The sequence below is a fragment of the Pseudomonas sp. B6(2017) genome (genome assembly GCF_002112765.1).
Lineage (GTDB): Bacteria > Pseudomonadota > Gammaproteobacteria > Pseudomonadales > Pseudomonadaceae > Aquipseudomonas > Aquipseudomonas piscis.
Window position 1 is genome coordinate 154,567 of record NZ_NEIQ01000012.1, and the last position, 13,262, is coordinate 167,828.

The 13,262-nt window shown below is 65.6% G+C and carries 7 protein-coding genes; all 7 read right to left on the reverse strand.

Annotated features, from left to right (window positions below):
• Nucleotides 1-93: 93 nt before the first annotated feature.
• The 7 genes from CAG11_RS21240 to CAG11_RS21270 all read right to left on the reverse strand — a co-directional run bounded on the left by CAG11_RS21240 (nt 94) and on the right by CAG11_RS21270 (nt 13,230).
• Complete coding sequence (locus CAG11_RS21240) at nt 94-3,204, reverse strand: autotransporter domain-containing protein (RefSeq protein WP_371857904.1); 3,111 nt, start codon at nt 3,202-3,204, stop codon at nt 94-96.
• A gap of 80 nt (nt 3,205-3,284) precedes the next feature.
• Entirely contained in the window at nt 3,285-6,281 is a 2,997-nt protein-coding gene (locus CAG11_RS21245) for an autotransporter serine protease (protein WP_085597801.1), read from the reverse strand.
• 136 nt (nt 6,282-6,417) lie between these two features.
• A complete protein-coding gene (locus CAG11_RS21250; RefSeq protein ID WP_085597802.1) occupies nt 6,418-8,103 on the reverse strand; it encodes a polyurethanase in 1,686 nt (561 codons plus the stop codon).
• A gap of 47 nt (nt 8,104-8,150) precedes the next feature.
• Entirely contained in the window at nt 8,151-9,512 is a 1,362-nt protein-coding gene (locus CAG11_RS21255) for a TolC family outer membrane protein (protein ID WP_031319918.1), read from the reverse strand.
• A 2-nt stretch (nt 9,513-9,514) separates the two neighbouring features.
• The gene (locus CAG11_RS21260) at nt 9,515-10,831 is read right to left on the reverse strand and encodes an HlyD family type I secretion periplasmic adaptor subunit (protein ID WP_371857908.1); all 1,317 of its coding nucleotides are present in this window, start codon (nt 10,829-10,831) and stop codon (nt 9,515-9,517) included.
• 14 nt (nt 10,832-10,845) lie between these two features.
• The gene (locus CAG11_RS21265) at nt 10,846-12,633 is read right to left on the reverse strand and encodes a type I secretion system permease/ATPase (RefSeq protein WP_085597804.1); all 1,788 of its coding nucleotides are present in this window, start codon (nt 12,631-12,633) and stop codon (nt 10,846-10,848) included.
• 210 nt (nt 12,634-12,843) lie between these two features.
• Nucleotides 12,844-13,230 (reverse strand): AprI/Inh family metalloprotease inhibitor, encoded by a 387-nt coding sequence (locus CAG11_RS21270; RefSeq protein ID WP_053129450.1) that lies wholly within the window; start codon nt 13,228-13,230, stop codon nt 12,844-12,846.
• Nucleotides 13,231-13,262 lie beyond the last annotated feature (32 nt).

The window sequence follows — 13,262 nt, forward strand, 5'->3', positions numbered from 1 at the left end:
TTGTTGGAGTTTTCAGAGATAGCTCGTGCCCCGCGAACCCGTTGCCAGGTTCGCGGGGCTGGTACAACACCTTGCATATCCGTTGCCGGGGCCTCAGAACGCCCAATCCAGGGTCAGGCCGACCCCGTGGCTCTTGTCGCGACTACCCAGCAGTGCGTTGTAGTCCAGGTTGACCCGGGCCTGGCGGCCCAGGGCGATTCCCGCCCGTGCGCCGACCACGGCCGCATCGCGATCCAGGGACAGCGCCTGGACCTTGTAGGTATCGCCCTGGCCAGCGAAGGCCAGGTGCTGGTCGGACCCGGTGGAACTCAGGTTGTGCTGCCAGCCCAGGGTGGCGGACAACTCCAGCGCCTGGCCGCCGGACAACTGCAGTTGCTTGCCGGCACGCATGCCCAGGGTCGAGAGCCAGGCATCGCGATTGTCCTGCCCTCCCTTGAGCGCGGCGGCGCCGCCATGTTCCTTGAAGCTGTCGCTGGCGATATGCACATAGGTCAGGTTGGCGAACGGCTCCAGCGCCATGCTCGGCAGCGCGACCTTCCACGCGGCCTCGCCGAACACCTGGGTGCTCTGGGCATCGCGCTTGCTCTTCTGGCGATCGGAGACCTCGTTGTACTGCAGCTCGCGCTTGGTCTCGATGCGGTGCCAGCTGTGGCTGCCGCCCAGGCTCAGGCGCACCTGCTCCAGCTCCTTGCCGGCATAGGCGCCCAGATGGTAGCTGTCGACACTGGCCGAAGAGTGACGGTCATCGCCCATGCTCAGCGAGCTGTCGCTGTAGCCGGTGAAGACCCCGACGCGGGTGTCCTCGCTCATATGCCCGTCGATACCCAGCAACATGCCGCCAATCGAACTGCTATAGCGCGCATGTCCGGAGTCACCGTCGGCCTTGCCCCAGGCTCCCAGGGCCTTGACCCACAGGCCGTTGCCCTGGCCTTGCGCTGCCGGAGCGGCGGCGATGTCCTGCTGACGGGTACGCTCGCCCACGGCATCGCGCAGTTGGCGGCTGTCGTTGAGCAGCAGGTTACCCACCGCCGGGTGGATTTCCCCGGACAGTTGATCGAAAGCCTGCTGCGCGCTGCTGGCATTGGCCGACAACAGCAGGCTCTCGTAGACCGGATTGCCCGCGCCAAGCTGATCGGCAGCCGCGGCCACCGAACGCTGGTTGGCGGTCAAGCCGACACTGGCGAAGGACGTGGCGTTGCGCTGCACGGCCAGTTGGACCCCGCTGCCGGTATAGGCCAGGCCACCCCCGAGAAACAGCGAATTGGACTGCACATTGGCGAAACCACCCTGTACCCCACCTGCGGCATCCAGGATGTCGAATTGCCGTCCCACCAGGCTCGTGGCTTGCCGGGACTGCAACGAAACCCCGGGGTTCTGCAGATCCAGGGCAAGGTTCGCACCGCCCAGGCTGACCTTGCCATCGCTGGCCAGGCGGTCGCTGCCTGCGGCGTCCACCTCCACGGCATAGGTCGAGCCCGGCTGGAAGGTCACGTCGGAACTGACGTGCAGGGTGCCGATGGAATTGCCCGGGGCCACCACGCCGCCGGCATTGGCCACCAGCGCGCCGATCCGGCCATTGCCGCCCAGCACGCCGCCGTCGTTGACCGTCACCGTCGATTGCAGCGAACCATTGACCGCCAGGCGTCCCTGGTTGACCAGGGTCGGCCCGGAATAGCTGTTGTTGCCGGTAAGCACCAGGGTGCCGATGCCCTGCTTGGTCAGGCCGCCGTGGCCGGAGATATCGTTGCTCCACAGGTCCAGCATGCAGCTCAGGTCGTTGCAACGCCGCTGGGTCGGCTTGCCGGCATCCACCAGGGCGCCGACTCCCGGCAGGTCGACCACGAACTGGCTCGGGCCGTAGCCGCCGGCGATGCGGAACTCCTCGGGAATATCCTGCTCGGTAACCAACATGCCCGGGCCACGGATGCCCTTGTCCAGGTTGATCATGCCCCAGCCGTACAGGGCATCGATGCCCGGCGCGCCCAGGTCGGTGGCAGTGGTACGCAGCACGCTGGCGATCTGCGCACCGCTCATGTAGGGGAAGCGCTCCATCAGCACCGCCGCCGCTCCTGCGGCATGGGGCGCGGCCATGGACGTGCCGTTCTTGTTGGCGTAGCCCAGGGTCAGGTCTTCCAGGCTGGTACCGCCAATCACCGCGCTGTAGATCCGGGTACCTGGGGCCGATACGCAGAAGCTCGCGGTATAGCCGCAGCGGGACGAGAACGTACTGATCACGTACGGATTGGCGCTGCTGGTGTCGGGGTTCTGCTGCAATGCCGCCACGGTCATCCAGTTGGGAGCGATTTGCGGGACGAAATAGCCCAGTCCGGCAATCGCATCGGGGTTGTTCAGGTTGTAGTCGTTGCCGGCGGCGAAGATGGTCAGGACTCCGCTACGGGCCGCAGCGATGGCGCCGTCATAGGCTCCGCCGGGCAAGGTGCCCAGCAACGGCTGGATCTGCGCGAACTGCGCACGGGCGTCGTCCACGGTGAAATGCGGGAAGTCCGGATTGCGCCCACCCTTGGCGAAGCGATCGGTGATGCCGATGCCCCAGCTGTTGTTGATGATCCGTGCGCCGCTGTTCACCAGGCTGTCCCAGCCGGCCTTGTACACCGCGCCATCGTTGCCCAGGACGATGCCGTCCTCGGGGCCGGGGTCGCCGTTGTCGGCGCTGATGATCTGCGCGTCATAGGCTACGCCATGCATCTCTACGCCATCACGGTTGCCAGCGGCGATGCCGCCGACGTGGGTGCCGTGGGAACCCAGCTTGCCGTCCGAACCCACCGACGGGCTGCCGTCATAGCGGAAGGCATCGCCGGCCTTCACCGGGATGTAGGGGTCGGTGTACTGGCGGGTGCCACTGGTGATGAGGGTCACGATCTTGTCCTTGCCGGCGAACTCCGGGTGCTTGGCATACACCGGTTGGTCGAAGATCCCCAGCTTGACGTCCTTGCCGCTGTAGCCGGCGGCATAGGCGCTGTCGGCGTTGATCGCCCCCAACCCCCAGTCGGCCTTGAATTCACTGCTGCGCCAGCTGCTGGCATCGCCCAGCCTTCCAGTCTCGACGTAGGGCGCGGCCTGGGCCGTGCCCACTAACGCTGCCCAACCCACCAGCACTCGCCCCAGTGGGGCCAGGGACCAGCCCTGCCCGAGCGCGCGGTCATCCTTTCTGACTTGCTTCACTACGACCTTCCTTAGCTGCATTGATGAAAAACTGCGTTGGTCAAACTCCGTATTGCGACGCCTGGCTGGCAAGCCCATGGGCTCGCCAGTGCCACGGCGCTTCAGAAACGCCACTGCAGGTTGAGCCCTGCTCCATGCTGTTGCTCACGACTGGCCAGGCGTCCCTGGTAGTCCAGGCTCAGATCCAGGTCACGGGTCAGCCCGACCCGGGCCTGCAGGCCCACCAGCGCGGCGTCGCGCAAGGCCGGCGCGGCTTGCACCCGGAACGGCAAGTCGCTACCGGCAAAGGCCAGGTGCTCGCGATCCTGGGTCCCGCTCAGGCGGTGCTGCCAGCCCAGGCTCGCCGCCAGTTGCAGGTCCTGTTGCGGGCCCAGTTGCCATTGCTGGCGCCCACGCAAGCCCAGGGTGCTGAGCCAGGCATCACGCTGCTCGTCACCGGTATGCAATGCCGCAGCGTCGCCCTTCTCGTGGAAGGCATCGCGATCCAGGTGCTGGTAGGTCAGGTTGGCGAAGGGTTCCAACTGTACCGCCGACAACGCCAGGCGATAGGCCGCCTCGGCGAACAGCTGCTGGCTGCGGGCATCGAGCCGTGCGCGCTGGCGGCCGGACACCTGGCCATAGTCCAGGTCACGCCGGACCTCGGCGCGGTGCCAGCTGTAGCTGCCGCCCAGGCTCAAGCGCCACTGGTCCAGGTCGTGACGGGCATAGGCGCCAAGGTGGTAGCTGTCGACCGTGGCCCGGGAGTGGCTGCCGCCCATGCCCAGGGAGCTGTCGCTGTAGCCGGCGGCAAGGCCGGCCCGGGTCTGCTCGTCGAAGTCACGGTCCAGGCCCAGCAGCAGGCCGCCCAGGGAACTGCTGTAGGATTCGCTGCCCTGCACGCCCTCGATCCGCCCCCAGCTGCCCAGGCCCTTGAGCCAGAGCTGGGCACCCGACTCGCCCGATGTGGTGCCAGTGGCGTTGGTCTGCGGGGCCCCACCTTGCGCACGCTCGCCCAGCGCATCGCGTACCACCGCGCCCTGGCTGAGCAGCATCGAGTCCAGCGCCGGGTAGATCTCCCCGGCCAACTGCCGCAGGCCATCCCGGGCCTGGTCCGCCGAGGTCGAGAGCAACAGGCTTTCATACACGGGGTTGCCCGGCCCCAACCGCTCCACGGCGCCGCCGCTGGCGCGCTGGTTGGCCGTGGCCCCGACACTGTCGAAGGTCGCGGCGCTGCGGGTCACGTCCAGCTGCACGCCGTTGGCCGAATAGTCGAGCAAGGTCCCGAGGAACAGGTAGCCGGGCTGGACCTGGGCGAAGCGCCCGTTGACTCCGCCCGCGGCCTGCAAGATGTCGAACTGGCGCCCCACCAGGCTCGCCACCGGACCGCCGGCCAGCAGGTTCGGCTGGGCCTCGGGCACCAGGCTGAGATTGGCGCCAGCGATACTGGCCTGGCCGCCAACCACAAGCCGGTCGCTGGCCGTGGGCGACAACTCCACCCGATAGGTCGAGCCCGGCTGCAAATCCAGGTTGCCGGCGACATTCAAGGTACCGATGGAATTACCCGGGGCCACCACGCCCCCGGCGCTGGCAGTCAGGGCAGCGATCCGGCCGTTGCCGCCCAGGGTGCCGCCGGCGTTGACCGTCACCGCCGACTGAAGGTTGCCATTGACCGCCAGCAACCCGCCATCGACCCGGGTCGGACCGCGGTAGCTGCTGTCCCCCGCAAGCACCAGCCAACCGGCGCCGGACTTGACCAGGCTGCCCTGGTAGACCCGTTGCGCGGCGGCCGCGTCCCGGGCCATGCCCAGGGCGTAGTCAGTGCGATCCTGCTGGCTGGCTCCCGCTGCCAGGCCATTTTCCCAACCGCGGTCCTTGAGGGTCTGCTGCCAGGCTTGGCGTTCCGCGGCATCCTCGGCTTGGCGCTGCACCAGGGCCTGGTCGGAGATCCCGTTGCTCCAGATATCGCCCTGCCCACGTCCCAGGTTGACATCGAATTCCCCCAGCAACTGCCCGGGGCCGTGCAACGCCCGATCCAGGTCCGGCACCCCCCAGCCCACCAGGTTGCTTGGCCCCTGGGTCGGCGAGCCATCGAGCTGGCGCGAGGTGGTCAGCAGCACTTGCAGGGCCTGCTGGTTGTTCAGGTAGGGATAACGCTCCATCACCAGGGCCAGGGCCCCGGTGGCATGGGGTGCGGCCATCGAGGTGCCGTTGTAGGTGGCATAACCGCCACCCGGCACGGTACTGGTGATCGCCGCGCCCGGGGTGGCCAGGCACCAGTACTTGGCGATGCCGCACTGGTTGTATTTCTGCTGGTTGTTCTTGTCCAGGCCCGACACCGCCAGCCAGTGGCCTTCCAGCTCCGGCTGGAAGTACGGCAGCGCCGAACGCACACTGGCATTGGCATAACCACTGTTGCCGGCGCTGAACACGTTGATCACACCGCGGCGCGCCACGTCGCCGGCGGCGTCGAGCCAGGTGTCCTGCTGGAAATGCTGGGCATAGGCCGCGCGCAAATCACCCAGGGTCTGGTAGCTGACGTCCTTGGGCTGGCTGCCCCAGCTGTTGTTGATGGCCCGCACCCCGGCATCCACCAGGGCGCCGTAGACCGCCTTGAAATAGCGCGGATCGGGGTCGGTGCCGAATAGCAACTTGTCGTTCTTGTTGGTGTTGCCCACATACACCTGGGCATTGAAGGCCACGCCATGCATGCCCACGCCGTCACGGGCCGCGCCCATGGTGCCGGTGACGTGGGTGCCATGGCTGTCGTTGGCGCCATTGAGTATCCCGGACACGCTGAACGGGGTGCCGTCCAGGTACTGGCCGGTGGCGGTAACCGAGTGAAAACGTCCGGGACTGGCCTCGGGGTGGGCGGCATCGAACCCCGAGTCCAGGGCACCGATGCTGACCCCGGCGCCGGTGATCCCGGCGGCGTAGGCCTGGTTCGCCTGCATGCGCTCCAGGCCCCAATCCTGCTGGTATTCGGCCGAACGCCAACTGGCGGGGTCGCCCAGGCGGCCGGACTCTTGATAGGCCGCCGCAGCCGACAGCGGCAACCCGGTGGCGAACGCCAGGCACAGGGTGCCTGTCAGCGTCTTGAGCTGATCACATCTCACATCCATGTCGATGACTTCTCTTGTTTTTGTTGTCGGACCGCCCATTCCGGGTCGATCGGTGTGTCGCTGCATTGCCTGGCCGCAAGCCCGCGGCCCTATCGAGCCGGAGGCGGTCGCCCGCCCCTGGCCTGTTACTTGGACTTCAGGCGAAAACGAAGCTCGAGCCGTTGACTCCCTCCATGCCGACGCCCAGCAGCGTCACCGAGTAGTCGCCCACCTTGAGCAAGGTGTCGCCACCGCTCTGGGACAGGTGCTGGCTGTAGTCGAAATGGCCATCGACACCCGGCACTCCCATGAACACCAGCTTGTCGCTGGCCTGGTAACCGTGGATCAGGTCATCACCGAAGTTGCCGCTGAACAAAAAGGTATTCACCCCGCCACCACCGGACTGCATCACGTCGTTGCCGCTGCCACCGACGAAGGTCACGTTGGGTCTGTCGCTACCCAGGAAGTCGTTGCCATCATGGCCGAACAACCAGTCGCCATCGACCCCGGCCAGCAGGGTGTTGCCATAGCCATCGCCATTGAGGGAATGGTTGTAGGCGTACCACGCCTGGCCGTCGAACATGCCGTCGGCGCTGAGGCTGTAGGTGACGTCCCGACCGCCCCACTGCCAGAAACTGCCCTGCTCGTGGCTGACCAGCGCGCCGATATCGCGGGTCATGCTGATACCGCCGTAGGCATCGCGGATGTACAAGGTGCCGTCGCCGTCGTTGGCGATGGAGAAGTTCTGCAAGGGTTGGCGCAGCTCCAGCACGTTATGGCCCTGGCCACCGTGGATGATGTTGTAGCCGCCGTCATCGCGGAACCGATCATCGCCGGCGCCGCCATCCAGGTAGTCGTTGCCCTTGCCGCCGCGCAGCAGGTCGTTGCCTTCGGTGCCGATGATGAAGGTGCTGCCGCTGTGCTGCTCAGAGTAGAGGTTGAGGTCCTTGACCCAGACCTGGTCGCGCTTGCCCTCGGACAGGTTGGAGATCACCACCGTGGAATCGCGACTGGTCAGGTCATAGAAATCCGAGGCGATCAGGCGATTCAGGCCCGCGGCGTAGTCCACCGCACTATGGGCCGACCAGGACGCGGGGTTGAGGATGCTCTGGGGCACCAGCTTGCCCAGCAGCGACGAATAGTGATCGGTGAAGCTGACGATGTTGTTGGTCGCCGACTCCTGGGGCCGGTCATGGGTGCCCAGGGATGAGCCGTTGAAATGGGTACCGTCCAACACCCGGAATACCGGATCGTTCTCATAACCGATGTTCAGCACCTGATGACTGTCGGCGCTCTGGGTCGGCGAGGCGAAGGCCACATAGTTGGCATCCTTGAAAAAACCGCCCCAGTGCTCGCCGCTCATGGCCGCCAGGCTGTTGACCCCCAGCCCGCCCAAGCTATGCCCGGTGACCAGCACGTCCTTGCCGGCCAGGCCCTGGGCAGCGGCGAAGGCAGCGACCTTGCCCAGCAGGTTGTCGAAGGCCAGGCGGCTGTAGTTGTCGGCAAAGCCCGGGGAAAACGCCGCCTGCAGGTCGTTCACCGCATCGGCCAGGCTGTCGGTGCCGCGAAAGCTGATGCCGATGGACAGCAACTGCCCACTGGCGTCGTACTTGCCGAGGATCTCCACCTGGGCATCGCTGACCGAGGCTTGCTCGCCGCAAATGGTGCCCTGGGCGCTGACGTTGCCCTCATAGCCCAGCTGCGTCGCGCTGATCGGCCGCCAGGATGTGCCCGGCAAGGGCTGCCCCGTAGGGGATGAGGCGTACAGGGCCAGGTTGATGGCGTCGCTGTACTGGGCTTTACCGGCACTGCCAAGGGCGTTCTTGTAATCGAAGATGCTCATCTGCTTTCTCCTTTTTCATCCCTGTGCCCGCGTCCTTCGGCAAAGGCCTAGGGCACCGCGCGTTGACCGAAGGCCTCGTCGACCCGGGCCAGGTCAGCTTCACGCAGGGTTCCTGCGTAGTAGTGCAATTTGGTCCAGGCCATCAGGTAGTCGTAGCGGGCCTGGGCCAGGTCGCGTCGGGTGGTGTACAGCTGCTGCTCGGCGTTCAGCGCGTCGAGGTTGACCCGCTCGCCCCCCAGGATGCTCTGCTTGGTGGAGACCACCAGCGCCTCGGCCGAGGTCAGGGCCTTCTGATAGGCACGCAGCTTGTTCACCCCTGATAGACAGGCACTGAATTGCCGGCGCAGTTCAATCAGGGTTTCCCGGGTCCTGCCGTCCAGCTCGTACTCGGCCTGCTCCATGTTGCGACTGGCCTGGCGCGTCGAGGCCGAGACGCCGCCACCGGCATACAAGGGCATGCTGATCTCGATACCGATGGTGTTGGTGTCGTAGCGCTGGTTATAGGTGTTGCCGCTCTCCGATTCGTTCTTGCGCGACATCGCGTAGGCGCTGAGCCTGGGCAGGTGTCCGGCGCGGTTGCGTTCCACTTCGTAGCGGGCCACCTCCACCCGCTGGCGCTGGGAAGCCAGCATCGGGTTGTTGCTCAGGGCCATTTCGTGCCAGCTGTCGTAGTTGGCCGGGCTCAAGGCGAACGACTGGAAGCCCTCCTGCAGCGGATCCAGGTCACGCACGTCGATGGCCGGTTCGCCAATCAGCGCCGCCAGCTCGCGCAGGGCCGCGTCTTGCTCGTCCCGGGCCTGGATCTCCTCGGCGGTGGCCAGCTCGTAGCGCGACTCGGCCTCGAGGATGTCGGTACGGGTGCCCTCGCCCTGCTCGAACAGATGGCGGTTCTGCTGGAATTGCTGGTCGAAGGCCTTCTTCTTGGCCAGGGCGATGTCGATCTGGTCTTGGGCGAACAAGGCCTTGGTGTAGTAATCCAGGACCCGCACCAGCAGTTCCTGGCTCTTGCTGCGAAAGTTCTCGTCGGCGAACAGCGCCTGGGCCACGCCCTTGCGGTAGTTGGCGTAGGCCTCGTAGTCCAGCAAGGGTTGCTGCAGGGTCAGGGACGAGCCATAGCTGTCGTAGTTGCGTTTATCGGTCTGGCTACCGCCCCGGGGGTCCGGATAGGTGGCCTTGGAATTGTTGTGGCCCTTGTTGTAGCTGTAGCTCAACTTGGGCAGCAACCCGGCCCGACCGATGATGCGGTTCTCGAGGCCGGCGTCGCGTTCCTTGATGGCGCCAAGGAACACCGGGTCGTTGCGCAGCGCCAGTTCGTAGACCTGGAACGGCCCCATGGCCTGGGCTCCCTGGCACACCAGCAAGGACAAGGTTGCAGCGAGGATGGAAAACTTACTCATGCGACGCGACATCCTTATTCTTCGGTCAGGGCGGAACCAGCCCGGTCGATCAGGGGCTTGAACAGGTAGTTGAGCAGCGAGCGCTCGCCGGTACGCACGAACATCTCGGCCGGCATCCCGGGCTTGATCATCAGGCCGTCGAGTTTTTCCATGGCCTGGTCGCTGACGCTGCTGCGCAGCACGTAGTACGGCATGCCGGTGCGCTCATCGATCATCTGGTCGGCCGAGACCAGGCTGACCTCACCGGAGACCCGGGGGGTGCGGCTCTGGTTGAAGGCCGTGAACAGGATGTCCACCGGCAGCTGGGTGCCGACCTTGTCCACCAGGTTCACCGGCAGCCGCCCTTCCACTTCCAGGTGGGTGCCCTGGGGCACGATTTCCAGCAAGGTGTCGCCCTGGCGTACCACCGCGCCCTCGGTATGCACCCCAAGGTTGACCGCGATGCCGTCGGCGGTGGCGATGATCTCGCTGTGCTGCAGGTCGAACCCGGCGGATGTCAGCTGCTGCTCCAGGGTCTGGGTCTTGAGCTGGGCCTCGGCCAACTGGCTGCGCACCTCCTTCTGGTACTCCTCGCCGTGCTGCTGCAGCTTGAGCCGGGACTCGAGGATGCCCTGCTCCACCCGGCCACTTTCCCCGGTGTTCTGCGCCAGCTCCTGCTGGACCTGGGACAACTGGCGCTGATACTCCAGCAAGCGGTTGCGCGGTATATAGCCGTTGTCGGCCAAGGGTTGCAGGTTAGCCAGCTGCTGGCGCAGAGAATCGGCCTGGTTGCCCAGGTCGTTGCGGGCCCGACGCATGCCCGCCAGTTGCGCGGTGGCGCCTTCGATATTGGCGCGGATCCCCGCCTGTTCGCGCATGAAGGCCTCGCGCCGACTGCTGAACAGCTGCCGCTGGCCCTCGAGCACCAGGGCCAGGCGTGGGTCGTCGCTGCTGGTCAGTTGTGCCGGGAAGTCCACCTGCTTGAGGTTGTCGCGTTCGCTGCGCCAGCGCGCCAGGCTGGCCATGGCCATGCGGTACTGGGCCTGCAACGACTGCACGTCCGCCGCCACCTGGGTCTGGTCCAGGCGGAACAGCGGTTGGCCCTGCTTCACGCTTTCGCCTTCACGCACCAGGATCCGGCTGACCACACCGCTGCTCATGGATTGCACGGCCTTGCGCTTGCCGGACACCACCACCGTGCCCTGCACCGGGATCCCCTGGTCCAGGGGAGCCAGGGCGGCCCAGAGGAAGAAGCTGCCGGCGCCGGCCAGCGCCAGGAACCAGCCCAGGCGGGCGAAGAAACCGGCGTCGCGTTCGACCCGTTCGGGCACGTAGTCCTGTTCGATCATCATGTTGCTGTCCTTGCTCATGCGCCTTGATTCCGCGTCGGGGCCTGATACTGGCGGCTCATGCTCAAGCCGCCGGGAGCCGCTGCGGCAGGTCGCTCCCGAGGTGCTTCCGGGGCCTGGGCTTGCTGTGCGCCGGCCAGGGCCTTGAGCACTTCCTGGCTGGGGCCGAAGGCTTGCAGGCGTCCTTCATTGAGCACCAGCAGCTTGTCGGCCAGGGCCAGCACCGAAGACCTGTGGGTTACCAGCACCACGCTGGTACCCCGGGCCTTGAGCTGGGCGATCGCCGCCGCCAGGGCGCTCTCGCCCACGGTGTCGAGGTTGGAGTTGGGTTCGTCGAGCACCACCAGGCTCGGGCTGCCATACAGCGCCCGGGCCAAGGCCACCCGCTGCTTCTGGCCGCCGGACAGGCCGCTGCCGTCATCGCCCAGGATCGTGTCGTACCCCTGGGGCAGACGCAGGATCAGCTCATGCACCCCGGCCATCTGCGCGGCCTGGACCACCTGCTCCGGATCGGCCTGGCGAAACCGCGCGATGTTCTCGGCGACGCTGCCGGTGAACAGTTCGATGTCCTGGGGCAAGTAGCCGATGTAGGGGCCCAGTTCATCGCGGTTCCAGCGGTGGATATCGGCGCCATCCAGGCGCACCGTACCGGCCAGGGTCGGCCACACGCCCACCAGCACTCGGGCCAGGGTCGACTTGCCGGAGCCGGAAGCACCCAGCACCCCCAGTACTTCACCGGCATTGATGCTGAAGTTCACCTGCTGCAGGGGCGCCATGCGCCGCCCGGGCGGGCCGGCGCTGACCTGTTCGAAGCTCACCTGGCCCTTGGGCGCGGGCAGCGACATGGCGCTGTCACCCGGAGGAAACTCGCGCAGCAGTGAATCCAGCCGGTTGTAGGCCAGCTTGGCGGCGCTCCACTGTTTCCACACCGCGATCAGCTGGTCGATGGGACTCAGGGCCCGGCCCATGAGGATCGAGCCGGCGATCATCATCCCGGCGGTCATGTCGCCCTTGATCACCAGCCAGGCGCCCAGCCCCAGCACCAGGGATTGCAGGCACAGGCGCAAGGTCTTGCTCAGGGAACTGATGACCGCGCCAGTGTCGCTGGCCTGGTTCTGCAGGCCGAGAAACCGCGAGTGCACGCCGAACCAGCGCTTGCGCAAGGAGCCGAGCATGCCCATGGCCTGGATGGTCTCGGCGTTGTGCAAGTGGCTGGTGGCCAATTGCGTGGACTGCTGCGAATACCCGCTGGCCTCGCTCAAGGGCTTCTTGGTCATGGCCTCGTTGAGGAATGCCAGGGCGATCAGCAGGGCTGCGCCCGCGGTGGCCATGACTCCGAGCCAGACGTTGAAGGCGAAGATCACCAGCAGGTAGATGGGGAACCAGGGAGCGTCGAAGAATGCGAACAGCGCCGGCCCGGTGAGGAACTGGCGGATCTGGGTCAAGTCGCCCAGGGACTGTCCGGCATACCCCTCGCCGCGGGCGAGGTTGCGTTCGAACGCGGCCTGGTAGACCCGCAGGTTGAAGCGCCGCTCCAGTTGGCTGCCGATGCGGATGACGATGAAGCTGCGCAGCACTTCCAGCAGGCCGATGAAGACGAAGAAGCCCACCACCATCAGCGACAGCATCGCCAGGGTGGTCTCGTTCTGCGAAGACAGCACCCGGTCATAGACTTGCAGCATATAGATAGAAGGAACCAGCATAAGCAAGTTTATCAGCGCGGTAAAACAGCCAACGCTGATCAGGATGCCTTTATATTCGCCCAGTGCCTTGAACAGTGGTGCGGGATGAGTGTTCTTCACCATTTTTTAACCATATCCCTGAGCTGTTAATCCGCGTTCGATTGCGAGGAGACAATGTAGTACATAACTAACAAAGTGCTCTTCTTAGTTCATAAAGCCTGCGGACACAGACAATTCGGACAGCTGTTTGCAACAGCAGCCCGAACATACTCCTGTCGGTCAAGCGAAAGACCATCTAGTGGCCGTCGAATACTAGACGAACATCACCAGCCGTTAATTAGCGGCGCGCTGCAGGACTATCAGACCGTCACTTTTCAGGCGCGCCTCGTACAGGCCCTCCTGCTGGCGACTGAAAAAGATCACCCTGGAACCTTCGCGCCCGGTGATGGAGATGCCGTCGGGTTCGGGGAACCAGCCCACGGCGGCTTCACCGATCCATCTGGACAGGCATTCAGCGCCATCGCCCAGGGCCGAGCCCTGCAGCAAGTCCAGCGTGCAGGACTCGCCCGGCTGGGCCGCCTGCTGCAATTGCCAGTGTCCAACCAGCTCCGAGGGGTCCGCCAAACGCAGGCTGCTTGCCATGGTCATCGCTCCATAAAACATCGTCAGCGTCGCCAGCAGCCGCAAGGCCGCCTTGCAACTCAAGGTGTGTGGGGTCATAGGGTACTCCGTCAGCGCAGTAGAATCGCTCA